This window comes from Photobacterium sp. BZF1, assembly GCF_014349205.1.
GTDB lineage: Bacteria > Pseudomonadota > Gammaproteobacteria > Enterobacterales > Vibrionaceae > Photobacterium.
The window spans coordinates 1-24,037 of sequence record NZ_JACSOF010000019.1 but is presented as its reverse complement, the minus strand read 5'-3'; the positions used below and the strand labels follow the sequence as shown (position 1 = coordinate 24,037).

General features: G+C 45.7%; 24 protein-coding genes. All 24 read left to right on the top strand.

Annotated elements, in window-relative coordinates:
• Positions 1–177: 177 nt before the first annotated feature.
• The 24 genes from BIZ37_RS06155 to BIZ37_RS06040 all read left to right on the top strand — a co-directional run bounded on the left by BIZ37_RS06155 (position 178) and on the right by BIZ37_RS06040 (position 23,564).
• On the top strand, positions 178–588 hold the full coding sequence (locus tag BIZ37_RS06155) for a hypothetical protein (RefSeq protein ID WP_187460743.1): 411 nt from the start codon (positions 178–180) through the stop codon (positions 586–588).
• A gap of 250 nt (positions 589–838) precedes the next feature.
• Positions 839–2,848, top strand: a complete 2,010-nt coding sequence (locus BIZ37_RS06150; RefSeq protein WP_187460742.1) for an acyltransferase family protein — start codon at positions 839–841, stop codon at positions 2,846–2,848.
• 427 nt (positions 2,849–3,275) lie between these two features.
• Positions 3,276–3,926, top strand: coding sequence for a cytochrome c biogenesis heme-transporting ATPase CcmA (gene ccmA, locus BIZ37_RS06145; protein ID WP_187460741.1), 651 nt, complete (start codon positions 3,276–3,278; stop codon positions 3,924–3,926).
• Between the two features lie 6 nt (positions 3,927–3,932).
• A complete protein-coding gene (ccmB, locus tag BIZ37_RS06140; protein ID WP_107299344.1) occupies positions 3,933–4,598 on the top strand; it encodes a heme exporter protein CcmB in 666 nt (221 codons plus the stop codon).
• Between the two features lie 313 nt (positions 4,599–4,911).
• Positions 4,912–5,643, top strand: a complete 732-nt coding sequence (locus BIZ37_RS06135) for a heme ABC transporter permease (protein ID WP_107299345.1) — start codon at positions 4,912–4,914, stop codon at positions 5,641–5,643.
• A gap of 7 nt (positions 5,644–5,650) precedes the next feature.
• Positions 5,651–5,857 carry a heme exporter protein CcmD gene (gene ccmD / locus BIZ37_RS06130; RefSeq protein WP_107299346.1) on the top strand — a complete coding sequence of 69 codons (207 nt, stop codon included), beginning with the start codon at positions 5,651–5,653 and terminating at the stop codon, positions 5,855–5,857.
• Positions 5,854–6,339, top strand: a complete 486-nt coding sequence (ccmE, locus tag BIZ37_RS06125; protein ID WP_107299347.1) for a cytochrome c maturation protein CcmE — start codon at positions 5,854–5,856, stop codon at positions 6,337–6,339. The genes ccmD and ccmE overlap by 4 nt, the downstream gene beginning before the upstream one ends.
• Positions 6,339–8,342 (top strand): heme lyase CcmF/NrfE family subunit, encoded by a 2,004-nt coding sequence (locus BIZ37_RS06120; RefSeq protein WP_187460740.1) that lies wholly within the window; start codon positions 6,339–6,341, stop codon positions 8,340–8,342. Before ccmE ends, BIZ37_RS06120 begins: the two co-directional genes overlap by 1 nt.
• A complete protein-coding gene (locus BIZ37_RS06115) occupies positions 8,342–8,896 on the top strand; it encodes a DsbE family thiol:disulfide interchange protein (RefSeq protein WP_107299349.1) in 555 nt (184 codons plus the stop codon). Before BIZ37_RS06120 ends, BIZ37_RS06115 begins: the two co-directional genes overlap by 1 nt.
• Before the next feature lie 57 nt (positions 8,897–8,953).
• Complete coding sequence (locus BIZ37_RS06110; protein WP_107299400.1) at positions 8,954–9,469, top strand: cytochrome c-type biogenesis protein; 516 nt, start codon at positions 8,954–8,956, stop codon at positions 9,467–9,469.
• Positions 9,469–10,680, top strand: coding sequence for a c-type cytochrome biogenesis protein CcmI (gene ccmI, locus BIZ37_RS06105; protein WP_187460739.1), 1,212 nt, complete (start codon positions 9,469–9,471; stop codon positions 10,678–10,680). Before BIZ37_RS06110 ends, ccmI begins: the two co-directional genes overlap by 1 nt.
• A 446-nt stretch (positions 10,681–11,126) precedes the next feature.
• Positions 11,127–11,894 (top strand): MlaA family lipoprotein, encoded by a 768-nt coding sequence (locus BIZ37_RS06100; RefSeq protein ID WP_187460773.1) that lies wholly within the window; start codon positions 11,127–11,129, stop codon positions 11,892–11,894.
• A gap of 768 nt (positions 11,895–12,662) precedes the next feature.
• Complete coding sequence (locus tag BIZ37_RS06095; RefSeq protein ID WP_187460738.1) at positions 12,663–13,469, top strand: ABC transporter permease; 807 nt, start codon at positions 12,663–12,665, stop codon at positions 13,467–13,469.
• Between the two features lie 21 nt (positions 13,470–13,490).
• Positions 13,491–15,149, top strand: a complete 1,659-nt coding sequence (locus BIZ37_RS06090) for a GspE/PulE family protein (protein ID WP_187460737.1) — start codon at positions 13,491–13,493, stop codon at positions 15,147–15,149.
• Entirely contained in the window at positions 15,146–16,330 is a 1,185-nt protein-coding gene (locus BIZ37_RS06085) for a type II secretion system F family protein (protein WP_187460736.1), read from the top strand. The genes BIZ37_RS06090 and BIZ37_RS06085 overlap by 4 nt, the downstream gene beginning before the upstream one ends.
• Positions 16,331–16,348: 18 nt before the next feature.
• A complete protein-coding gene (gene gspG, locus BIZ37_RS06080) occupies positions 16,349–16,759 on the top strand; it encodes a type II secretion system major pseudopilin GspG (RefSeq protein WP_187460772.1) in 411 nt (136 codons plus the stop codon).
• Positions 16,743–17,156 (top strand): Tfp pilus assembly protein FimT/FimU, encoded by a 414-nt coding sequence (locus tag BIZ37_RS06075; RefSeq protein ID WP_222939599.1) that lies wholly within the window; start codon positions 16,743–16,745, stop codon positions 17,154–17,156. The genes gspG and BIZ37_RS06075 overlap by 17 nt, the downstream gene beginning before the upstream one ends.
• Positions 17,053–17,538, top strand: coding sequence for a type II secretion system protein (locus BIZ37_RS06070; RefSeq protein WP_370577312.1), 486 nt, complete (start codon positions 17,053–17,055; stop codon positions 17,536–17,538). Before BIZ37_RS06075 ends, BIZ37_RS06070 begins: the two co-directional genes overlap by 104 nt.
• A complete protein-coding gene (locus tag BIZ37_RS06065; RefSeq protein WP_187460733.1) occupies positions 17,538–18,230 on the top strand; it encodes a type II secretion system protein J in 693 nt (230 codons plus the stop codon). The genes BIZ37_RS06070 and BIZ37_RS06065 overlap by 1 nt, the downstream gene beginning before the upstream one ends.
• A gap of 2 nt (positions 18,231–18,232) precedes the next feature.
• Positions 18,233–19,123, top strand: coding sequence for a type II secretion system protein (locus BIZ37_RS06060; RefSeq protein WP_187460732.1), 891 nt, complete (start codon positions 18,233–18,235; stop codon positions 19,121–19,123).
• Positions 19,124–20,266 carry a PilN domain-containing protein gene (locus tag BIZ37_RS06055; RefSeq protein WP_187460731.1) on the top strand — a complete coding sequence of 381 codons (1,143 nt, stop codon included), beginning with the start codon at positions 19,124–19,126 and terminating at the stop codon, positions 20,264–20,266.
• Positions 20,266–20,877: a type II secretion system protein GspM gene (gene gspM / locus BIZ37_RS06050; RefSeq protein ID WP_187460730.1), complete on the top strand. Its 612-nt coding sequence runs from the start codon at positions 20,266–20,268 to the stop codon at positions 20,875–20,877. The genes BIZ37_RS06055 and gspM overlap by 1 nt, the downstream gene beginning before the upstream one ends.
• Before the next feature lies 1 nt (position 20,878).
• On the top strand, positions 20,879–21,397 hold the full coding sequence (locus BIZ37_RS06045) for a hypothetical protein (protein ID WP_187460729.1): 519 nt from the start codon (positions 20,879–20,881) through the stop codon (positions 21,395–21,397).
• Positions 21,398–21,410: 13 nt separating this feature from the next.
• On the top strand, positions 21,411–23,564 hold the full coding sequence (locus BIZ37_RS06040) for a secretin N-terminal domain-containing protein (protein WP_187460728.1): 2,154 nt from the start codon (positions 21,411–21,413) through the stop codon (positions 23,562–23,564).
• The last annotated feature ends 473 nt before the right edge of the window (positions 23,565–24,037 follow it).

Genomic DNA, 24,037 nt, shown 5'->3' with positions numbered 1-24,037 from the left:
TTTATGCGCCTAGTTTGTCATTACATAGAAACCTTTATGTAATGACAAACCTTGTCAAACCGCGGACAGTGGCCTGACTCATCGCTGACAGAGCAGGGACAAGAAGGTTATACAGTGATTTCTGATAATAAATAACCAATAAAATCATAAAATTACATGTATATTAAGGTGTCGCTAATGAGAGTCTTGTTAACCTTTTTTGTCATCGCACTCACTTTTTCCCAACCCGCGTTTGCTAAGGGGTGGGAGCATTTGGCCGAAAGGCGGGTTACCTATAAAGAGGATACGGACCGAGTCAACATTAACTGGTTCAATCGGGACATTCACCAGATCCGCCTCAAGTCCAAGCAAGGGATTATCAATATGGACTCTATTACCTTGCACTTTCGAGACGGAAGCAAACAGGTTACCAACGATTTAGGTATCCTTCTCAAGGGAAAAACCAGCCGAGCCATTACTGTCCCTCGTCATCAGTCCAGAAATCTAAGGCGAGTGACCTTCAAGTATAAGAGTGTCGGTAATCAAAAGACCGATATAGCGGGTATCACCAAACGGGGTATCGTTGAAATACAGGCCAAAAGACGATAACAGATTGTTATGCAACTTTACGTTTGACTTAGGTGGAGAGGAGCTTGCGAGTAATTTTATGTCTTATATCAGGCTTTTATGACCCTTTAGACTTTAAATGGTCTAGTGAATCAAAAAAGTTAGACAGATTTATGTCTGTTTTGCAGAGTCTAAGTGATTGAAATTAATAGATTTTGAAGTGTTACCCTAATGATTCTTGCATTGCTTTAGCATATGTATAAAATACAGGAAATTTTATTGGTGAGTCTGTATGTTATCATATCGTAAAGAACTTGATGGGCTTAGAGCATTAGCTGTCATCGCGGTGATTATTTATCATGCTAATCTGGAAGTATTTGGATTTCATATCTTAAAAGGTGGCTTTTTTGGTGTTGATGTTTTCCTTGTACTGTCAGGATATTTAATTACAGGGATCATTAGAAATCAAATGGAAAAAGGCAGTTTTTCCTTTGTTGATTTTTATTGGCGAAGAGCGAAAAGAATCTTACCAGCATTGTTAATAATGTTGGTTGTATCTACGTTATTAGCGTATGTTATCTTACTCCCAAATGATTTAGTTTCATATTCAAAGTCATTACAATCTGCTTTATTTTTTGGCTCTAACCACTTCTTTTATGGCGAGGATAGTTATGTTGCAGATGCAAGTATATATAAACCGTTACTCCATACTTGGAGTCTAGCGGTTGAATGGCAGTTTTATATTGTCTATCCCATTGTCGTATGGTTTATTAATAAATACTTCAAGCGCCATTTATTCGGCATATTGCTAGGCTTAGCGATACTGTCGCTACAATACTCAAACTATATTGTAAGTAACTACCCTGATATGGCTTTTTTTCTGTTGCCTTCACGCGCATGGGAGTTGATCCTAGGTGGTTTGATTACCTTTTATGACAGGGAGTTAATTCAAAAGGCGACCAAAAATAGCTTTGCTAATTTTGCTTATCAGGCCTTACCGATTATTGGCTTGGCGGTGGTTATACATTGTATGGTCTTTATTGATCATACTGTGTTACACCCTTCTTTTCTGACTTTGCTTCCTGTTTTAGGGACATGTCTATTCATTATGTTTTCGCATGAAGGTGAGTTAACAAATGATATTTTATCATTAAAGCCAGTTGTTTATATTGGTTTAATCTCTTATTCACTCTACCTTTGGCATCAACCCGTTTTTGTGTTTTTTAGGTTTGTCAAAAACGAAAGCTTTAGACATGAACACTTACTATTGCTAATAGCGATTTCATCGTTGTTGGCCGTTGTGACATACAAATATATTGAAAGTTACTACAGACAGAAAAAAACGAGTCATTTAGCGGCTTCACTATTAGTTATTCAAACAGGATTATTAATGGTATTTGCATATCAAACCCCTATAAGCAAGGGCTTCCCTGAGCGTTTAACGGGTATAGTCAAAGAGGCTTATGATATGTATGAAACGGTTGAGTTTAGACGATTAAAAGATACTCAATTGTTAGGTGAAACATACCGCAAACCTTCCACGAAACAAGCTCAGTGTAACTTCAGAACCGTGGATACATCATGCCAATTTGGTGATGGTGATTGGATAACTCTCGGTGATAGTTTCGCTGGGCAATATGATTATGCATTGAAGGAAATGACAACAGAGAACCATGAAGGTATGAGGTCGCTTACCTATGAGCAGTGCCCATTTGTATCACCTTCAATATGGTTTGGTAATGTTCCGGAATGTACAGTAGTCAATGAGGAACGATTAGACTTTATCAATAGCCTTAGCAGTCCAAAGAAAATTATTGTTGCTGCCAATTATGAGCAATTCTTTCATCCTAAAAAGAGAACGGCAGATCCGCTGGAAGACGGGAAACGTAATTTCCAGGGAGGAGAATTTATAAATAGTGAAGAAGCATGGACTTCTTATGCTAACAATATCAATAAATTACTAGAGTTAGGGCATGAGGTTTTCGTCATTTATGCCACGCCACGTCCAGATATTGATGTCAAAAACCTTGTTTTTCAACAGTTAAAATCAAATACATCCGCATATGAGGATACTTGGTCTGCAGGTACACATGCTTTTGAACAAGCCAGTAAAGTTTCTAAAAAGCTTGATAGTTACCTGACAGAGCACCCAAGACTCCATAAGGTCCTTCCTGCAGATTTTTTATGTGAAGGTACTCACTGTAAAGTTATCGATAGTGAAGGTGGCCTCTATAACAATGGCGGTCACTTATCATATGTTGGCGCAAAAAAAGTCTTGCGAGGTATTTTTGGCAAAAGCTAACTACCGTGCTCGACATTAAATAAATTTGAGAGGCTATAATTAATAGCCTCTCTCGTTAACTGAATGAAACGTAGAGTCTATCTTCCTCAGGCCGAAGTTGAATTGCCCTAGTCACAAGTTTTGTTTTTGTTAGAATGTAATAAAATATTTCTCTTATATCACATCTGTTCTTCAAAACTTTTGCTTTATCTCCATTGTGGTCACCATATCTAGCCTCCCTCTTGCTCTTTCTGCTATTTTTAAAACTTCTTGTGGCACTTTTTTATTGTCTTCTTGTCCATTTTGGCTACGGGTAGATTTTGCAATTGGGGTGCTTGGGTTAGGCGCAGTATGGAAGTCACAATTACAGCCTCTGGTCTCTAACAACAGGGTAGGCCGCTGTGGTACTATGCGAGTCAAATTGTGACACCTAGGATGCATCATTTTTATGTTGTCTGTTGAAGAGTTAAGTTGTACCCGAGACGAAAGGGTATTGTTTGAAAACCTGCATTTCACGGTTTCGTCGGGTGAACTGGTTCAGATCGAAGGCCACAATGGTGCCGGTAAAACCACCTTGTTACGAATTCTGGCAGGGCTTGGCCGTGCTGATGATGGCCGAGTTTGCTGGCTTGATGAAGATATCGAATCAGCAAGGGAAGACTATCACCAAGAACTCTTGTTCCTCGGCCACCAGACCGGGGTCAAGCGGGAGCTGACAGCCTATGAAAATTTGGCTTTTTTTCAATCGATGCATCTGTGTAACGAAGAGTCAGATTTAAACGGTGAGCCTCAGGTCTCAGGCAAAGACAGCTTATGGCAGGCGCTCGCACAGGTAGGCTTGGCAGGACGCGAAGATGTACCAGCCGGCCAACTTTCTGCCGGCCAGCAACGCCGGGTTGCGCTAGCCAGGTTGTGGCTGAGTAACCACAAGCTGTGGATTTTGGATGAACCCCTGACAGCGATTGATAAGCAAGGGGTCAAGGTGTTGGAAGGCCTGTTCCTTGCCCACGCCAAGCGAGGGGGTATTGTGGTACTGACCACCCACCAGGATATGTTCACAGACAGTGATCAGCTACGAAAAATCAAGTTGGGGCAGTAAAAGAAGATGAATGCGATTTTTCATGTGATCCGCCGAGAGCTTCTTATTGCCTTCCGTCGTCAGGCCGAAGTCTTCAATCCGTTGTGGTTTTTCATTATTGTCATCACCCTTTTCCCACTCGGTGTTGGGCCTGAGCCGAACTTGCTGGCACGAATCGCGCCGGGCATTGTTTGGGTCGCTGCCTTGCTGGCGGCGTTGCTTTCCATGGAGCGTTTGTTCCGTGATGACTTTGTCGATGGTTCGTTGGAGCAAATGTTGCTGATGCCAACCCCCTTGCCTATTCTGGCTTTTGCTAAAATGCTGGCGCATTGGGTATTGACGGGGCTGCCGCTGCTTTTGATTAGCCCGCTATTGGCAATTCTCTTATCGCTGGAGTGGGAAACGTGGAAGGCCGTGGTGCTGACCCTACTTATCGGGACACCAACGTTAAGTTTCCTGGGGGCAATTGGGGTTGCCCTGACCGTGGGGTTGCGAAAAGGTGGCGTTTTATTGAGCCTGCTCATATTGCCGTTGTATATTCCTGTGCTTATATTCGCGACCTCCGCCATCGATGCGGCCAGTTTGGGTATGCCTTACAACGGCCAAATGGCGTTGATGGGCGCAATGCTGGTGGCGTCTGCGACACTTTCTCCGTTTGCTGTCGCAGCTTCACTACGCATAAGTGTGCAATAACTGATTACAATTAACTTAGATTTGTGCTGTCTCATGAGATTGGATCTCATGAGACAATTTTGAGCAAGAACAAGGAAGCGGACGATAGCCAACCCATTACCTCTTTAGGAGTATTTAGGTTGGCGTGGCATTCTGGATGATGGGCAATAGAAAGCCCTTTTAGACCATGTGCTTATAACTGGATGATGTTTATTTGTCTGGTCAATGTAATCGTCAAAAACGTTAAGTAGCACCTTAGGCGGACCTGGATTGGTATTTGAGCCAAGTGCTGTTTAACAACGTATTATTCTTATTAAATGAGTAGAGCAGAAATATGTGGAAGTGGTTACATCCCTACGCGAAAGCTGAGAACTGCTACCGTTTGTGCGGTACCTTGTTGCCTTGGTTTTCAATCATCGCTTTGTTATCCATCCTGATAGGTACGGTATGGGGGTTGATGTTCGCCCCGACCGATTATCAGCAAGGTGACAGTTTCCGAATCATCTACCTGCACGTTCCTGCGGCCATCTGGTCGATGGGTGCCTATATGTCGATGGCGATCGCTGCCTTTATCGGCCTGGTTTGGCAGATCCGTCTGTCGGACATGGCAGCCCTTGCCATGGCGCCAATCGGAGCCGTCTTTACGGTAATCGCTTTGCTGACCGGCGCAATCTGGGGCAAGCCGATGTGGGGCGCATGGTGGGTATGGGATGCCCGTTTGACCTCTGAACTGATCCTGCTTTTCCTCTACTTGGGTGTGATTGCACTCTACAATGCCTTCGACGATCAGAAGACGGCAGGTAAAGCCGCTGGCATTCTGGCGATTGTCGGTGTGATCAACCTTCCTATTATTCACTTCTCGGTAGAGTGGTGGAATACCTTGCATCAGGGTGCCACGATTACAAAATTTGCTAAACCATCCATTGCCACCACGATGCTGTGGCCACTGTTGCTCAACATTATTGGTTTTGCCTGTTTCTTTGGTGCGTTGACCATGGTGCGTCTGCGTAACGAAATTATTGCCCGTGAAAGCCACCGCCCTTGGGTGCGTGCCCTGATGAAGTGAGGCCATTATGCATTTTGACTCTTTTAGTGACTTCTTGGCGATGGGCGGGTATGCCCCTTATGTATGGAGTGCCTACGGGATCTCCTTTGGCGCCTTGCTGTGGTTGATGATTTCAAGCCTGAATACCAAACGCCGCCTAGCGGCCGAGATCAAGAATAAGATTGCGCGTGAGAAGCGCATTAAAGAAGCGGAAAAACTGGAGAACACATTATGAACCCGAGACGTAAAAAGCGCCTGACGTTGGTATTGGCGTTAGTAGTTGGCCTCGGTGCAACCATCGGGTTGCTGCTGTATGCACTGAACCAGAATATGGACCTTTTCTACACCCCGACTGAATTGGTTCAGGGTAAGAAAGATGGTACCAAACCAGAAGTCGGTCAGCGTCTGCGTATTGGCGGCATGGTGGTTGAAGGTTCGGTTGAACGTGATCCCCAGTCTTTGCAGGTCACTTTCGACGTGGCGGATATCGGCCCGTCAGTGACTATCAAATATGACGGTATCCTGCCTGATTTGTTCCGTGAAGGGCAGGGCATTGTCGCTCAGGGTGTGTTGGTTGATGCCAATACTATCCAAGCTCATGAAGTGTTAGCTAAGCACGATGAAGAGTACATGCCACCGGAAGTGGCAGAAGCGATGCAGAAAACACACGCGCCGCTTCAGTACACCGATGAACAATTGCAGGGTAGTGCTCAATAATGATTGCAGAAATAGGCAACTTTAGCCTGATAGTTGCACTGGGATTATCCATCCTCGTCAGCATTTATCCGCTGTACGGTGCATCCGTCGGCAACCAGGCGCTAATGCGTATGGCCCGTCCGCTAACCTATGGTATTTTCGGCATGATCCTCGTGTCGTTTATCATCCTTAGCTGGTCCTTTTACGTCAATGATTTTACGGTTGTTTACGTCGCCAGCAACTCGAACTCGATGCTGCCGTGGTACTATCGCCTGTCAGCCGTATGGGGTGGCCATGAAGGCTCGCTATTGTTGTGGGTGCTGATCCAGGCGGGTTGGGCGGTTGCGGTTGCGGTCTTTAGCCGTGGCATGCCATTGGAATCATTGGCGCGCGTTCTGTCTGTGATGGGTATGATTGCGATCGGCTTCTTGCTATTTATCATCGCGACATCAAACCCGTTCCTACGCACGCTGCCATTCTTCCCTGTTGATGGCCGTGACTTGAACCCATTGCTGCAAGACCCGGGTCTGATCATCCACCCACCATTGCTCTACATGGGTTATGTCGGTTTCTCGGTGGCTTTTGCTTTTGCGATCGCTTCACTAATGACAGGTCGTTTGGATACGGCTTGGGCACGTTGGTCGCGCCCTTGGACTATCGCTGCGTGGGCATTCCTGACTCTGGGTATCGCCCTTGGCTCTTGGTGGGCATACTACGAGCTTGGTTGGGGCGGTTGGTGGTTCTGGGATCCAGTAGAAAACGCCTCCTTCATGCCATGGCTTGCCGGTACAGCTCTTATGCACTCACTGGCAGTGACTGAAAAACGCGGCACGTTCAAAGCATGGACGGTATTGCTTGCGATCTCGGCATTCTCACTGAGTTTGCTAGGAACCTTCTTGGTTCGTTCAGGCGTACTGGTCTCGGTACACGCCTTTGCTTCGGATCCAGCGCGAGGCATGTTCATCCTAGGCTTCCTCGTGGTGGTTATCGGTGGCTCCCTGTTGCTTTACGCACTACGTGGCGCGCAAATCCGCTCCCGTGGTAACTACAGCCTGTTCTCGCGTGAGAACCTGTTGTTAGCGAACAACCTATTGTTGGTTGCTGCACTGCTGGTGGTGCTGATCGGTACATTGCTACCGCTGGTTCACAAACAGATTGGCTTAGGTTCTGTATCCATTGGTGTGCCGTTCTTCAACACCTTGTTTACTTGGTTGATGATCCCGTTTGCTTTCATTCTGGGTATCGGTCCACTGGTGCGTTGGAAACGTGACAAGCTGTCGAGTATCAGCAAGCAGATGACAATCTCTGCCATTATCACTGTTCCGTTTGCGTTTCTATCGGTATGGCTATTTACCGACATCCTTGAGCCAATGGCGGTTCTGGGTATGGCGATGGCGATTTGGATCATCGTGATGCACGGTTTTGAACTCTACGAGCGTGCGACGCACCGCCATAGCTTGTGGACGGGCCTTGGCAAACTAGGTCGCAGCCACTGGGCGATGGTACTGGGCCATATGGGCTTGGCGGTATCCGTCATTGGTATTGCGCTGGTCTCTAACTACGACATAGAGCGTGATGTCCGTATGGCGCCAGGTGAAACTGTGCAGGTCCAAGGTTATGACTTCCACTTCGCGGGTCTTCGCGATGCCGATGGTCCTAACTACGACGGCTACATTGCTGACTTCAACATTACCCGTGATGGTAAACGTGTTACAACACTGCATGCTGAGAAGCGTTTTTACACCGTGGCTGGCTCGATGATGACCGAAGCGGCTATCGACAGCGGTGTTACACGCGATCTTTATGTGGCAATGGGTGAGAAGCTAGGTGACGGCGCTTGGGCGGTCCGTATCTACTTCAAACCGTTTGTAAACTGGATTTGGTTCGGTGCAGCCTTGATGGCGCTGGGTGGTGCATTTGCTATCAGCGATAAGCGCTACCGTTTCCGCAAGAAAGCCGAAAAGGGACAGCCGGTTGATGCCAAGGCTGAAAAAGTCGTGAAGCAGGAGGCGAAGGCAAACTAATGAACAAGAAGTTACTTTTTATCCCTCTGGTCCTATTCCTAGGGCTGGTGGTGATGTTCATGATCCAGTTAAGCCGTAATGCTGACGGTGACGATCCGACTAAGTTGGAATCGGTATTGGTCGGCAAACCTGTCCCTGAGTTCAAGTTGGAAGACTTGGTCGAAGCGGGCAAACTGTATGAGCAAGATATCTTCAAAGGCGAGCCGCTGCTGCTAAACGTATGGGCGACATGGTGTCCAACCTGTTACGCCGAGCATACTTACTTGAATCAGCTAGCCAGTGAAGGGGTGAAGATCATCGGCCTTAATTACAAGGACGAGCGTCTGAAAGCGGTTCGCTGGCTCAACGAGCTGGGTAACCCTTACCTACACAGCCTGTTTGATGGTAATGGCATGCTAGGGATGGATCTGGGCGTATACGGCGCACCGGAAACGTTCCTTATCGATGCCAACGGCATTATCCGCTACCGTCATGTTGGTGATGTTAACGACCGTAATTGGAATGACACATTGAAACCAATGTACGAAGCCTTGATTGAGGAGGCGCAGGGGTAAATGATTATTTCTCGTCGAGTGGCTCAGCTTTTTACTGGGCCCGTTTTGGCACTGGCAATGGTGCTTGGTGGAACGGCGTTGCTCACAGCGCCGGCTCCGGTCTCTGCATTCACAGATGTGTATGACTTCGAATCGGCCCAGCAGGAAAAAGACTTCCAGGAGCTGACAGCCACATTGCGCTGCCCGAAATGTCAGAACAACAATATCGCTGATTCCAATGCGGCGTTGGCGCTGGATATGCGTCAAAAGACCTATGAGCTGCTGCAGGAAGGCAAGAGCAAGCAGGATGTTGTCGATTACATGATTGCCCGTTACGGTAACTTTGTGACCTACAACCCACCGGTTATGGCCTCAACCTTGATCTTGTGGCTGGGTCCGCTGTTCTTTATCGTGGCGGGCTTTACCGTGCTTGTCATGCGCTCGCGTAAAGGCAACCAGAAGGTGACCGATACAGAACTGGAAGTTGATGAGCAAGCGCGTTTGAAAGCCCTGATGTCAGAGATGGGGTCAGAAATGGGGACAGAGGCAGATGAGTCTGCACAGCAGGTTAACCAAGACGGTAAGGTGAAATAATGACAATATTTTGGGTAATCTCCGCCCTCTTGGTACTGGTTGCGATGGCTATCTTTGTCGTACCGATGTACAAAGGTAAAGAGCAGGATGAAATCGCCAGCCGTGATGAGCTGAACAAAGCTTTCTTCAAAGATCGTATGGACGAGTTGAAGGAAGAGAACAGCGAAGGTCTGGTTGTTAATAAAGACGAGCTGGTTGTTGAACTGCAGCAGTCACTACTTGACGATGTGCCTGCCAATGCTGAGCAGACCAAGACGACAGTCAGTACTGCCATGCTTATTCCAGGCTTGATCCTGTTGGTGGGTGTCAGCTTCGGTATGTACATGAAAGTCGGGAGCTTGGACAAGGTACAAGCGTGGAACGAAACCGTTGCTCGTTTGCCAGAGTTATCTCAGCGTTTGATGGATGAATCTAATCCGCTAAGCGATCAAGAGATGGAAGACCTGACGCTTGCGCTTCGTACCCGCCTTCACAGTAATCCAAATGATGCCACCGGTTGGCTTCTGCTGGGCCGAATCGGTATGGCTAACCGTGATGCGGAAACCGCGCAAGATGCGATGAACCGTGCTTACCGCCTTGACCCAACGAACCCTGAGGTGATGTTAAGCTTCGGCCAGACCTTGATGATGATTGGCGATCCGGCGCAAAGTGAGCGGGCTCGTGTGCTACTTCGTAGTGTGCTACGCGTTGATCACACCAACATTCGTGCGTTGTCTTTGCTGGCTTTTGACTCGTTTGAAAGTGGTGATTTCCAGCAGGCGATTAACTACTGGAGCATGATGCAGCAAATTATCGGTAAAGATGACCCACGTGCTGAAATGTTGGATCGCAGTATTGCCCGCGCCCAGTCGCAGCTTGACCGTGGCAAGAACACGGCAACCTCTGTATCGGTGACCGTTGACCTAGGTTCAAGTGTACAATTGCCAGAGCAGGGTTTGGTGTTTGTTTCTGTCCATTCGGCTGATGGTGCCCCGATGCCAGTGGCTGCGCGCCGCGTACCGCTTTCGGCATTTCCGTTTACAATCACGCTGGATGATAACGACAGTATGATCCCTGAGCGTCCGATGACGTCATTGCAGGATATGATCATCAAAGCGCGCATCGACACCGATGGTAACGTAATGACTCGCAACGGCGACTGGTACGGTCAAAGTGATGTGATTTCACTAGGCGGCTCGACAAACGTCGTGATAAATACAAAATATCAATAAAATCTTCCACTTGAGGTGGTAGAGTTAAAAAAGGCCAGATACTATTAAGTATCTGGCCTTTTGTTTTTTGCGCGAAAAGGATTTGTAAATCTGCATGAGTACATCTAATTGTCGAACTACGTTGATCAAAATATCGGCCTAGTTGGTATCAAGTTAATCTATCAATTTAGGGTTGGCATAAAAACGCTAGATGTTTGCTGTTGCTGATATTACCATTTAGCACGGTTTCAGCCTCATAAGCCATGGAAAGAACATTGAATAAACACCTACTTGCTATCGCCATTTCATTGACACTCACAGCGTGTGCCCAATCGCCAGACGATCAGGAAACACTCGATATTACTAATGTCGAGCAAACGTCATCACCAGAGCTTGAAGATGGCCAGAGTGCTGATATTACTGATGCAGAGTTAGATTCCAACCCCTTTACCTCTGATGATGAAGCAATGGATGAGTTCGGTGACTACGATGAAGAGTATGATGAAGATCTCGCCGCAGTACTGGAAGAAGTCGAGCAAGGGGAAGGGGAGTATGGTGTACCCGGCGTGTATGACCCTTTCGAAGGCTTCAACCGAGCCATGTGGAACTTGAACTACGACTACTTTGATCCGTATTTGGCACGTCCGGTGTCATTGGCCTACGTTGATTACACCCCGTCTTTCATCCGCACCGGTATCAAGAACTTCCTGGCCAACCTCGATGAGCCAGCAAGCATGGTGAACAGCGCACTGATGCTTAACGGCGAGGAAACCGTCCGCCATTTCAACCGTTTCTGGATCAACTCCACCTTTGGTGTCCTTGGTTTGATCGATGTGGCCTCCGCGGCCGATATCCGCAAGCCTGTCGACAAACAGTTCGGCGACACTATGGGTAAATATGGCGTCGCCAACGGGCCATACTTCATGTTCCCGGTATACGGCCCACTGACATTGCGCGAAGGTGCCGGTGATATTGTCGATGGTCTGTACCTACCATTGAGTGCTTTGAACTTCTGGCAGAGCTTCGGTAAATGGGTATTCGAAGGCATGGAAGACAGGGCTGCCTTGGTCAACCAAGAAGCGATCTTGAGAGACTCTCCAGACTCGTACATCTTCACCCGTGATGCCTACATCCAGAACAAGAACTTCCGCGCCTCCGGCGGTAACCTGGAGGTGCTAGAGCAGGAAGATGAAGCGTACCTAGACGACTTTCTTGATGAGATAGATGAATATTGATTGAATCGCCACCACTTAAACGGTGGCGATTTAATTTTTGTAGCAAAAAGTGAAAAATAGTCTAGTCGAAGCACTTGTCTTTGCATGGTAAAAGTAATTGATCACCATGTAGCGCCTCCTATCTATAGCCCCAAATCATAAGGTCTTTAATTATCTGCCATGTAGCCTTTTATATAAAGTGTTTTATCGGAAGGTGGTGGCAAATACTTTTACCGATCTTGTGTGCCTGTCCGGTTATAGCAATATTAAAATACTTCTACATTTGACTATCGGGATATTTCATTGTCATTGAAATCTAAAGGTAAGCAAAAGGATTTTAAGTGAGCTTTTGTTTTTAAGTGTATGTTTTATATAGAATTTTCTGGTGTGCGTGGCTTTGCTTGTTAAGCGTTAACGTCTCTTTTTTATATTTGTAGATGGCTTCTAATTATGCCGAGTTGATATTTTTCATTTTGATATTTTTGTTTTATGATACTGCAGTCATCTTGGGAGGGTAGCTTGAATTTGCTTTATTGGAATCATGTTATTCCATAGGTTCAAATAGTGATCGGTAAATATAAAACGTCACCCATTATGATTTATTCGAACGGTTGGAATTAATGAAGGGAGTTTGATAACGACTGGCTTCTAGCTGCAAAAAAGACTAGATCGGTAAATGTGATTGGACACATGTTTGGGTTTGATGGGAAAATGGCGTGTTAACCGGGCCTCGAGGCTATCTGGTGTGCCGACGACACCACCCAGAAACGATTGTAAAGGTATTTTTTTGTGAGAACGTTAATCCAACCGCTTACGTGTCTGTTTGGGCACAAGAATTTAATTTGGAACATGGTTAAGCGAGATATCGCTGCCCGTTATAAAGGGTCTGTACTGGGTATCCTTTGGAGCTTTCTGAACCCATTGTTCATGCTAGCTATCTATACATTTGTATTCAAATATATTTTTAGCGCACGTTGGGTGACAGAAGGTGATTTGGAAGTTAGCTTCTCAACAGTATTGTTTGCCGGGTTGATTATTCATGCCTGGTTGGCCGAGGTGCTTAGTCGTTCGGCTTTAGTGATCGGTGATCACGTTAACTTTGTTAAAAAAATTCGTTTTCCTTTGGAAATACTGCCTTGGGTCATCGTTATTTCCTCAGGAATCCAGTTTCTGATGGGCTTCTGTGTACTGATTGTCTTCATGTTAGTGCTCGGAATGCAAATACAACTGCAGATATTGATGCTGCCGTTGATGTTGCTGCCATTCTCCCTCTTCTTAGTAGGGTGTGCATGGATACTTGCAGCGCTAGGTGTGTTTTTAAAAGACTTGAGCCAAGTAATTGGCACGCTTGTAACAGTGTTACTGTTTACTAGTACTGTCTTCTTTTCACTTAACACTGCGCCTGAAGTTATCCGTCCATACCTAGTGCTCAATCCGGTGACTATCCCGGTTGAAGCGACACGAGGGATGGTGGTGTTCGGTAATTACGATGCGTGGATGCAACTTGGTGTGTATTCGGGCGTCTCAATTTTCGTCATGCTGATAGGCTTTTTTGCTTTTAACCGAGTGAAGGTGTTGTTCGCAGACGTCTTGTAAAGGTGTTAATTAGGTCGGGGTATGGCTAAAAAAATAGGGCAGATTCTTATTGATCACAAAGCGATCGATGAGAAGCAATTAGATGAAGCTCTTACGACACAGCTTAAGGATGAGCGTTTTCTAGGGGAGATACTAATCGCCCTCGGATATTGCTCTGAAGAGCAGGTGCTAGATGCTCTGTCAGAACAACTTAGCGTACCCAGGCTACCGGCCTTTTTGGCTTTACAAAACATTCCAACCATTGAAGATCTTATTTTTCAAGAGCATGGATTACATCCGTCTTGGTGGGAACAGCATCGTGCCTTCCCACTCGAGGCTGCGCATGATGTCATCTGGGTTGGACTAAATGATGTTTTCGACTCCTTCGTTATCGAGGCTGTTGAAAAGACCACCCACAAAAAAGTGATCCCTGTTTTTTGCAGCACTTTTGAGTTGCGAAAACTCTTCTCTAACGTTGATACCGCCAAACAAAGTGCAACGTCTGCATCCAGTGAAGATCTGGATGACTCTTCTGCACCCGTTGTTAAATTCGTCAACGATATTATTCAACGCGCCATATCAGCCAAGGCCTCAGACTTACACTTTGAGATCTTCAAAGGCATATTCCGGGTTCGCTTTCGTATAGATGGTGTTATGCGTGTTGTTGACCAACCGGGTTTGGCTATGCACGCTGCAGTCGTGTCACGACTAAAGCTCATGGCAACGCTGGATATTTCAGAAAAACGCCTTCCGCAAGATGGGCGAATCCGCGTGCGTCTTGCCGGTCAGATTGTTGATATCCGTATGGCAACAACGCCAACTGTCCACGGTGAGAATATTGTATTGCGTCTGTTAAACAACGACAGTGCAACACATGCCACGAAAGGGCTGACCATGTTCCCAGATCAAATGGATGATCTGAAGAATATTATTCAGCAGAAGAACGGGATATTCTTGATCACCGGCCCGACAGGTAGCGGTAAAACAACATCTCTTTACACCATTTTAAATGAGCTGAATAACGAAGATACCAAGATCATCACGGTAGAAGATCCGGTCGAATATCAAATGGCCGGCCTAACCCAGATCCAAGTGCATAGTGAAATTGGTTTAACCTTTGCCAAGGTGTTGCGTTCATGCCTACGTCAAGACCCTGATGTAATGCTAGTTGGTGAAATGCGTGACACTGAAACAGCCCAAATTGCGATTCAGGCAGCATTAACAGGCCACTTGGTGCTTTCAACCCTGCATACCAATGATGCGCCAAGCAGTTTCATCCGACTAAAAGACATGGGGATCCCTGATTACCTTATCAAGTCTTCCATTGTCGGTGTCATGGCGCAGCGACTACTGCGTACACTTTGCCCGCATTGTAAAACGGAACATCCAGCCAGTGTCCAGCGTGCTAAAGAACTGGGTTTAGATGGCATCATGCAGCGTTTCCCTGGGTTGGTTACTGAGCCGGTATTCTATAACGCGGCAGGCTGTGATCACTGTAATAGCACGGGGTATGTTGGCCGTTTCGCTGTGTTCGAGTTGCTTGAAATCATCAACGATGGTGAGCAACTGGGTGAGTTGCGCTCCGAGGAGCTTGCAGCACTATCGACCAACAAGAATATGCGCACATTGAAAGAAGACGGTTTGTTACGTGCAGCACAGGGAGCGACTTCACTAGATGAAGTGATGAGGGTGCTTGGATGAGTTTCTTCCAATATATTGGTCGCAATGCCCATGGTGATACCGTAGAAGGGTGGGTTGCTGCCGATGAACAATCTATTGCAAGGGAAAAGCTAGAGCAAAAGCGTATCCAGCCGTTGGTCATTCGCAAGGGGATCAAGCAGATCCCATTGAAGGTGGATCGTGAATCCCTGCTTACCAGCCTGCGCGAGCTAGCCAGCCTTCGAAAAAGTGGGATGGGGCTGGATAAGGCTGTCGAAGCCATTGCCGAACTGAGTGAAGACAAGCAACTTAAGCAGGCATGGAAGAAAGTTTATGAATTCTTGCACAATGGCTTTAGCCTTTCCGAAGCGATGGAGAGCCTACCTTTTGTTTTTCCACGCTATGTCCCTTCAATGGTTAGGTTGGGCGAAGCAAATGGTGATCTGCCACAAGCGCTGTACAGTATTGCCGAGCGAGTTGAAAAAGAAGCAGAACTAATGGGTGAAATCAAAAGTGCCCTCACGTATCCGGCATTTTTGATTTGTTTTAGTATCGCCATCTTACTGTTTTTGTTCAGCTTCGTTCTGCCAAATTTTGAATCGATGGTCGAGTCGGGCAATGGCCAAGGCTCTGCTCTTGCCTCCCTTCTGACGGTTGCTGATTTTTTCAATCGGAATATTTCATGGATTTTGCCGGGGCTGTTTATCTCTTTCGGCATGATCGTCTGGGGTTTCCATGAAGGCAAACTACAGTCTGTGTTTTATCGCATAGCGGCCAAACTCCCATTCACCCGTGATGTGATTGCCTATTGGGACATCATCGAGTTTTCATCCAGCATGTCACGTTTGCTTGGGGCTGGTGTTGATTTACTTGAAGGGGCACTTTTGTCTGCCGAAGGTTTGTCGCAGGAAAAAGTCCGCCGCCGGTTGGCGGATACCGTTAAAGGGATCAAGCAGGGTGAATCTTTTTCAGATTCACTAAGACAAAAAGAAGTTTTCCCTAATCTGGTCATCCAGATGATTGCTGTGGGTGAAAGTGGTGCGACGTTACCAGAAAGTTTTCAGGAAATTTCCACCTTATATGAAAGACGAATGAAAAATGCCCTAAAGCGTGCCATTACTTTGCTCGAACCCTCAGTCATTGTCGTGATGGGCGGTTTGATTGGCTCAATTATGATCGTGCTTATTTCCGGCATTATTTCAGTTAATGATATTGCAATATAGGTTCAATAAAAAATGAAAATGAAAAATCGGTCCCAGCGTGGTTTTACCCTGATTGAAATGCTTGTTGTACTGGTACTTATTTCACTATTAGCAGGCTTAGTGGGACCAAAGCTATTTAACCAAGTTGGCTCGTCAAAAACCAAAGTGGCTTCTGCACAAATTGAATTGTTTGTTTCAGCGCTTAATACCTACCGCTTGGATGTAGGTGACTACCCGACGTCTCAGCAAGGCTTGAATGCATTGATGACTGCTCCTGAAGGTTCAACAGGCTGGAATGGCCCGTACATGGCCAAAGAAGTGCCGGTTGACCCATGGAATCGCTCATATGTCTACCAGCGTAAAGATGACGGTGAATTCGCCCTCTACTCATACGGACGTAATGGCACAGAAGGCGGTGAAGGCGAAGATCAAGATGTGGGCATCTTCTAAAACCCAGTCCGGTTTTACCCTTATTGAACTATTGGTCGTACTGGCTTTAATGTCTGCCATGGTTAGCTTTGCGGCTCCCAATCTGTGGAATTTTTATACGACCCGTAGTGAGCAGGCTGAAGTGGAGAAGGTGATACATCAAATCAATCACCTTCGACGCGAATACCGTAAAGCGGGTAGGCCATTGATCCTAAACCAGAGTGATTATGGTAAAGAAGGCGAACTGACCTTACCTGACGGCTGGGAAGTGGAACAAGCTGATCAGTTACGTTTTTTAACGAATAGGGTTACCAATGGTGGGGAAATATTCCTTACCTCAGGGTCAGGAAAAATATGGCGGGTATGGTACCGCCCGCTCGATGGCAATATTGAGGTCTCCCAGTATTATGCGGACTGAACGTGGTTTTGGTTTGATAGAAGTACTTGTTGCCTCTGTCATTCTAGTGACATTGTTGGCGGTGACATTGCCTTTGTTTGATGCTGGTAACCGCCAAATTCACCGGGCTGAACAGGTAGAGAAAATACTGTCAGTAAAAAAGCGGGTGTTTAACCGTTTGAGTTCAATCAATCCGGCTGAAATATCATCGGGGGATGGTATTGATAATGGCGTGTATTACCGTTGGAGTGCAAAGCAAAAAGGCGTGTATCGTTCACAATATGACCCTGACTTCGGGACGAATACTAAATTAGCAATGTTTAAAGTATCGGTTTTTCTGGCTGAAGAAAAAAACGAAATCGTTCTTGATAGTTTCGAGTTTGATTTAATTGGATGGCAGTAATGAAACATCAGCAGGGTTTTACATTGATTGAATTGCTGGTGGCACTAGTGGTGTTCTCCTCCATTGTAAGTCTTACTATGCTGTCATTCGATCAGGGAGTGAGAAACTGGCAGCGTAGTATTAACCGGGTATCTACTCAAGGAGACTTGTTCAAGCGTGAGGCGTGGTTGTATCCGGTTTTTGAGCAAGCTATAGCTGCTGAATATATATACCCCACTGGGCAATCAGGTACATATTTTGAAGCCACTTCAGATTCTATGCAGTTTGTTTCTTCAGCTCCGATTTTGACAGGGCCAGGGAGAAATGCAGCCGTGAATTTCAAGGTAGAACGCCAAAATGGAAAAGCCAAGTTGATGTATCGCCAGCGTTTCAACGCAGATATCCAAAGGGGAATTCGTTGGGGAGATGAAGAGTGGTTTGTCTTGGTTGAAGGGATGAAAACCATTCAACTTCGCTTTCTAGCTGGTGAGCATATGCCGATAGTGGGTGGGCTTGATTCGATTCATCCTGACCTTAGAAGACACTACCGCACATCGCCTGCTTGGCTTGATGATTTCAGTGGCTTTTATGAAGAAAGTCTGCCGCAACGCATCGCTATCTCAATGCAAACTGTTAATGATGAAAAAGTGGAGTGGGAGTTTCCCGTGACTTATTTGAGTGGTGCTTTTTCGCCAATGTTTGGAAGGCAGTAGCGATGCGTGTACAAAAAGGCGCTATATTACCTTTAACATTGATTATCATGGCGATTTTATCAGTATTAGCATTGAGCATTGTTTCAAGAGCACGTGATACTTTAGAGTTTACCATTGAGCAAAAACAGGAGTTTGCTGACTACATTGCGATAAATAATGCAATGACTAATGCAGTCTATATGCTCTCTGTCGGCGTACCTTCACCTAATGCATTTACTCTGCCAGGTAGTGCTGAGCAAAAGGTGTATGTAGATGGTCGCGTTATGGATTTTGAAGGAGTACAAACCAGCATCCAGGATAGTGCGGGCTTACTAAGCTTGGCTGTTGCATCTCATCAAGACTTTTATAATTTGCTACGCACTTTTACGAGTTCTTCGCAAGCGGCATCGATTTCTAAAGATTTCTCTAACTGGAGAAACCCGAAATCTTCTTCGTCAATAGCGTCGTCGGGGCGAACTGATGAGTATTTTCCCCGCCATTCCTTTATGCGCAGTGCCGATGAATTACTTGAAATTCCAGGTATAGGGCAAAGCGACTTTTTTAACCAGAAAGAAGGGGAGCCGGGTTTACGAGATTATGTTGTTGTGGGGGGAGCAGATTGGTACAACTTTGCAACCATGCCAGAATTATTAATTTCTGCTTTATATAGCTTGAGTGATAGCCAATTAGTGAATTTGCTTAAGGCAAGGGAGGATGAAAATTGGGAGTATTTTACCCAACTTCATCGCTCGCTGGGTATGTACAGTGAAATGCCAATCCAGCCGAGTAATCATTTCCTAATGAAGTTTCATGGGAAACACTACAGTGGTAGAGCCCAAATCGGAATAACAATCGGAGATTTGCCATTGTTTACCAAAACGTTATGGCAGTATCCGGATGCTGCAAGGTATTAAATGAAAAACTTAAACCTAAAACAGTTCGTTCAACATTTCTGCCTCATTGCCCATGATAATGGAAGTTTGGTTGACTTCGATGGACAAAGCATAAATATCTCTGAGGTTACCCCAAAGCTACTTGATAAAGTGATTTGGTTAGTCCCGCCTCAACGCTGTTTGTTTAAACAGCTGCAATATGATGTGGAATATGTTGCAGCGGGTGAAATTGAAGAATGCGTCCGTAGTGATATTGAGCAGTGGACAATCTGGCCTGAGACAGACATGTTTCATCTATACCACAAGGCGGGTCAACAATGGCATGTGTCAGTATGGATCTGGAACCAAGAGGTTGAGTCTGGGCTAATGTCTTGCTGCACTCCGACACATGTACTGCCATACAGTGCTTATTTGGCGAGTTCTATGGGGAGCGGGGCTGTAGTTATCTCTCATGTTTTGGGCCAAGACTGGCTAGTTGTAAAAGATGAGAACGATTTGGTGCATGGGGTACACAGTGTTGATAGCCCGTTGTCACAACATCAACTTGAACGCCGCTATGAACGCCAGCTCGAGTCAGGCCAGCATATTTTCAAATACGGTTACAGTGGCGATTGGCTGACACAAGCTGAGCCATTGGTTTTAAAACCGAAAAACAGCGTAATTAATGCGGGTAAGCAAAAAGGGGTAATAGACTTTGCCGATGTGTCGACCTACGTGCGGCCGTTTGGTGCGTTGGCGTTGGCAACAATGATATGGATGCTGGGTGATTATCTGTTGGTGACCTCACATTTCAGTGACATCAAAGATCAAACGACAGCACTGGGAGCGCAGACACGAAATGCGGTAGCACAGCGTAACCACTTCGATTTTGTCCAAAACCAGTTGGCGGCTTTTGACAGTCATCTTATACAACAGCATCAGCCTATGCAGGCCATTGCTGAACTGACAGAAAGTATTCCGGAAGATATTTATCTGACAGCATTGGAGGTGTCACCAGAACACTTGGTGTTATCGGGGCAAGGTGTCAATGTTGCACGCCTCCCTGCCATGCTTGAACAATGGGAAGCTGTTGAAAGTGCGGTTTTTGTTAGTGATATCCGTCAAGGTCGTGATAATAGCGAGTCTTTCAGGCTGCAGGTTGAGTTAAAAGGAGTGACACCATAATGCAAGAGCAGCTAAGGGCTTTTTTGGCTCGCGTAGATAATGAACTGGAAAGTCCAATTGTTAGGTGGACGGCACTGCTTATTGTGATTTGCCTGTTCTACTTTATTGTTGTCGACCCATATTTTAATTGGCGCGCCCAGATGCAAGACCAAATTGCTCAAAGTACGCTTCAACTAGAAAGGCAACAGCGAGTTGTAGCAAGCCTGCCTAAATTACAACAACTGGTTACTCAAGTTGATGAACAACGAAATGCATTGGGTGGTCACTTATTGAAACAAACAACGGACTCCTCTGCACAGGCGGCACTAATGGGGGAATTGAATAAGCCTATTCGTAAACACGGCCTGCGCATTGCGGGACGTCGTTTTGAGTCTGGTGAGCCTGTACCTTATTTGGGTAGCGAGCTTTCAATTCGTCTGACATTGACAGGGTCAACCTGGGATATCTACCAGTTTTTAGATGAGATAAACCAATCTTCACTGTTATTGGTTATCGAGCCGTTAAATATCCGGTTATTGCAGCGCCATACCGAGTTGCAGTTAACAGTAAAAGCATATCGACAGTTGCCCGAGCAGGAACTAAAGCGACTGTCTCAGCAGGGGGCGTCGTAACATGCTAACTATGCGAATGGGAATGGTGGTTGCATCAGTGCTTGTCAGTTCAATGTGGGGGGTGACTTGGTACAGCCAATCTGTTGATACTGAATCACCTTCTGCTATGACCTTTGAGACAGTCGTTGTTGGTGACCAAGCTGAGAATAAATGGTTGGCATCAGCAAAGAAAGCGAACTTATTTGATCCTGATAGAAAGGTGATGGCCGGTAGCGATATGAGTGCCAACGCTTCGGTAGGAAACAGTAGTGGTAATTCCAATGATGATGGAACACCGAATAGTGCTAAAACCGGTCAAGCTTCTGATGCTAAGTCTACAGATTGGCGTTTGGTCGCGATAACCGAAGATGTAGGGCAGCGCGCATTAATAGAACTGCCTGATACCTCTTTCGTGAGCTTAAATGTTGGTGATATTACGCCGGATGGCCGGAAAATTAGCAGAATTGGCACTCGTCAAATTTGGCTGACTGCAGAAGACAGTAAAGAACAACAAACAGTTAACCTATTTACCTTTGAATAAGATGGAAATACAAATGAATCAACAAGCGGTGAAGCGTCTTAGCGTCATAAGTGTCGCATTATTGTTGGGTGGTTGTGCGGCAAGGCCGTTTGGTGATGAAATTATCCGTCCTATCGGGCCTAATATTCCTCACAGCAATGCTCAGCAAACCTTGGCACAAGGCCAGCAGCAAACACCTCAAGAGCAAATGGAGTTTGTCGAGGTACCTCAAGCGCCAGTACTTGGTGCTAACACTAACCGTGATGGAATGGGAGAGGCATTAACACTTCCGACTAAGCCGGTTTCAATAAATGCCCAAGATTTGGCCTTAAACAAATTTGTCAAATTGACCCTAGGTGAAATCCTAGGGGTGAACTACATCCTTGATCAAGCTTTGTCGAACAATACCCGGCCAGTTACCTTGCATATTAACGAGCCTGTAGAGCCACTTCGCATGCTGGGTTTGGTAGAAGAGGTGCTTCGCCTATCTGATGTGGCACTCCTGAAAGACAAAGATGTTATTAAGGTCGTGCCGTTGTCAAAAGCGACTAATTTAGCGCCAGAAGTGGTCGATCGAAATGTTAAGCGCATGCTGCGCTATGGGCAAGTGATTGAGCTTGTACCAATTAATTACATGTCATTGACCCAAGCCTCGCAATTAGCTTTTACTTTTATTAGTCAAAGCAAAGGTAAGGTGCTGACTCAGAACCATCTCAATGCTATTGTTCTTGTCGGTGAGCAGCAAGATATCGAGCGCTTCCGACAAACACTGACCTTAATTGATCAGCCATCACCTATTTCCAAGTATACAGCTATTGTTGCACCGGCTTTCTTAAGTACAGAAGAGCTGGTTCAATCGTTTAATAATACCTTACCAATTCAAGGCATACCTGTGGTTAATCGTGAGATTGATGATGCAGGTAATATCAAAAGTTCAGGTGTACATGGCGTATCCATTACTCCAATTGGTGATACTAATCGCGTATTATTGACCGCTAGCAACCAGAATTGGCTCAATTATTCCCGCTACTGGCTGCAACAAATTGACAAGCCAAAAAATGTGGTGGCTGGTGAAATGAATATTTTCACTTACTTCTTACAAAATACACAGGCTCAAGATATCAGCAACGTAGTTGAGCAAGTGTTTGGTAGTGGAAAAGTGACCCAGAGTGATAGTTCAGAATCTGTGGCAACTACAGAATCGGCCGTTCGACCAGCCAATTTAAGTGTTGCCAATCAGTCTAAGGATAGTAGAAACCGCCGTTCAGCAGCCAGCAGTGTATCAGCTGATAATGAACGTTATAAAATTGTTGTTGATTCCACCCGTAATGCCTTGATCTTTATGGGCACTTATGATGATTATGCTCAGGTTCTTGAGCTTTTGGAAGTTTTGGACCGCCGCCCAAGGCAGGTGTTGATTGAAGCCTCTGTAATGGAGGTTACGTTGGATGATACTTTGGACCTCGGAGTGAATTGGCATACATCAGGTAGTAGTGGAAGCGGTGGCACCGCTGGCCCTTCTGGTGACGGGACTGGGGGAATCGGTCTTGCAACGGGTGGCTTATTTTTAACCGGCACCTTTGGTGACTTTAGTGCAAGTTTAAGTGCAGCAGCTAAAGACGGTAAAGTTCATATCCTATCCAGCCCGCGTTTACTGGCGAAAGACGGTGAGGATGCAAGAATTTCAGTCGGTACCCAAATTGCGGTTAAAACAGGGTCTGTATCAAGCGGTGATAACAACGGTCAAGTTGTTGAAAGCTTTACTTATATTGATACTGGTGTGATTTTGGAAATTACACCAACTATTAATGAAAGTGGCTTGGTGGAAATGTCTGTATCCCAAGAGGTAAGTGAGGCCGGTGAGTCCGATAGCTCAGCAACACCACCAATTTTGAAACGTCAAATTGATACTATGTTGGTCGCCGAAACAGGTCAAACCGTGGTACTCGGTGGGTTAATCAGCCAAAACCAAACCTCAACAGTAAATAAGGTTCCATTCTTTGGTGATATTCCTGTCTTAGGCCACATGTTTAAATCTACCAGTATCCAAGATCGTAAAACTGAATTGGTTGTGACATTGACCCCTCACATTATCTATAACCGTTCAGATGCCGACTTCTATACCCAAGAGTTCCGCAATCTGTTTGGCTGGGATTTAGTAACCCCACAGATTGAAATGAAGCTTTAATTTCTTAACAATATAAGACACAGAAGAAAGGCTTTCCATCTCATAAAGCCAGTAGGGTAATAGTTATCCAACTGGCTTTTTCTTTTTCTCCAGACACTTACTTAACGAAATTCACCCCACTCACTTGCCGTTTTACTGAAATGGCCCCTAAGCTCTCGTCATCAAACAAGCTTTCTTTGTTTTTGGTCGCCAGAAGTACCGCTAACTGTCACAGACGGCAAAACAACACACTTCTATTCATAAACTATCTGCGCTCTTTCTCTTGCAGGGAATCTGCAGACCTGCGGTTTGAAATATAGGTTAAGACAATATTTTATGGGTGGTATTACAGGGATAAGGTTGCTCAATTTTATCGATGAAGTTTTTGTCTAATCCGCGCGTTGCTTAATTGTTACTTGATTGTTGTGATTTGGATTCAATTATTGAGTGGTTTGTTTAACAAGAACGTTTATATAGGTCTTCATAAATAAATG

Excerpts from the sequence above, each read along its gene's own strand:
- ccmA (WP_187460741.1), top strand. The coding sequence starts at position 3,276 with ATGTTGTCTGTTGAAGAGTTAAGTTGTACCCGAGACGAAAGGGTATTG.
- ccmD (WP_107299346.1), top strand. The coding sequence starts at position 5,651 with ATGCATTTTGACTCTTTTAGTGACTTCTTGGCGATGGGCGGGTATGCC.
- BIZ37_RS06085 (WP_187460736.1), top strand. The coding sequence starts at position 15,146 with ATGAGTTTCTTCCAATATATTGGTCGCAATGCCCATGGTGATACCGTA.
- ccmI (WP_187460739.1), top strand. The coding sequence starts at position 9,469 with ATGACAATATTTTGGGTAATCTCCGCCCTCTTGGTACTGGTTGCGATG.
- BIZ37_RS06060 (WP_187460732.1), top strand. The coding sequence starts at position 18,233 with ATGCGTGTACAAAAAGGCGCTATATTACCTTTAACATTGATTATCATG.
- BIZ37_RS06115 (WP_107299349.1), top strand. The coding sequence starts at position 8,342 with ATGAACAAGAAGTTACTTTTTATCCCTCTGGTCCTATTCCTAGGGCTG.
- BIZ37_RS06100 (WP_187460773.1), top strand. The coding sequence starts at position 11,127 with ATGGATGAGTTCGGTGACTACGATGAAGAGTATGATGAAGATCTCGCC.
- BIZ37_RS06150 (WP_187460742.1), top strand. The coding sequence starts at position 839 with ATGTTATCATATCGTAAAGAACTTGATGGGCTTAGAGCATTAGCTGTC.
- BIZ37_RS06090 (WP_187460737.1), top strand. The coding sequence starts at position 13,491 with ATGGCTAAAAAAATAGGGCAGATTCTTATTGATCACAAAGCGATCGAT.
- BIZ37_RS06055 (WP_187460731.1), top strand. The coding sequence starts at position 19,124 with ATGAAAAACTTAAACCTAAAACAGTTCGTTCAACATTTCTGCCTCATT.
- gspG (WP_187460772.1), top strand. The coding sequence starts at position 16,349 with ATGAAAAATCGGTCCCAGCGTGGTTTTACCCTGATTGAAATGCTTGTT.
- BIZ37_RS06135 (WP_107299345.1), top strand. The coding sequence starts at position 4,912 with ATGTGGAAGTGGTTACATCCCTACGCGAAAGCTGAGAACTGCTACCGT.
- ccmE (WP_107299347.1), top strand. The coding sequence starts at position 5,854 with ATGAACCCGAGACGTAAAAAGCGCCTGACGTTGGTATTGGCGTTAGTA.
- BIZ37_RS06110 (WP_107299400.1), top strand. The coding sequence starts at position 8,954 with ATGGTGCTTGGTGGAACGGCGTTGCTCACAGCGCCGGCTCCGGTCTCT.
- BIZ37_RS06120 (WP_187460740.1), top strand. The coding sequence starts at position 6,339 with ATGATTGCAGAAATAGGCAACTTTAGCCTGATAGTTGCACTGGGATTA.
- gspM (WP_187460730.1), top strand. The coding sequence starts at position 20,266 with ATGCAAGAGCAGCTAAGGGCTTTTTTGGCTCGCGTAGATAATGAACTG.
- BIZ37_RS06045 (WP_187460729.1), top strand. The coding sequence starts at position 20,879 with ATGCTAACTATGCGAATGGGAATGGTGGTTGCATCAGTGCTTGTCAGT.
- BIZ37_RS06040 (WP_187460728.1), top strand. The coding sequence starts at position 21,411 with ATGAATCAACAAGCGGTGAAGCGTCTTAGCGTCATAAGTGTCGCATTA.
- BIZ37_RS06065 (WP_187460733.1), top strand. The coding sequence starts at position 17,538 with ATGAAACATCAGCAGGGTTTTACATTGATTGAATTGCTGGTGGCACTA.
- BIZ37_RS06070 (WP_370577312.1), top strand. The coding sequence starts at position 17,053 with ATGGTGGGGAAATATTCCTTACCTCAGGGTCAGGAAAAATATGGCGGG.
- BIZ37_RS06075 (WP_222939599.1), top strand. The coding sequence starts at position 16,743 with ATGTGGGCATCTTCTAAAACCCAGTCCGGTTTTACCCTTATTGAACTA.
- BIZ37_RS06155 (WP_187460743.1), top strand. The coding sequence starts at position 178 with ATGAGAGTCTTGTTAACCTTTTTTGTCATCGCACTCACTTTTTCCCAA.
- ccmB (WP_107299344.1), top strand. The coding sequence starts at position 3,933 with ATGAATGCGATTTTTCATGTGATCCGCCGAGAGCTTCTTATTGCCTTC.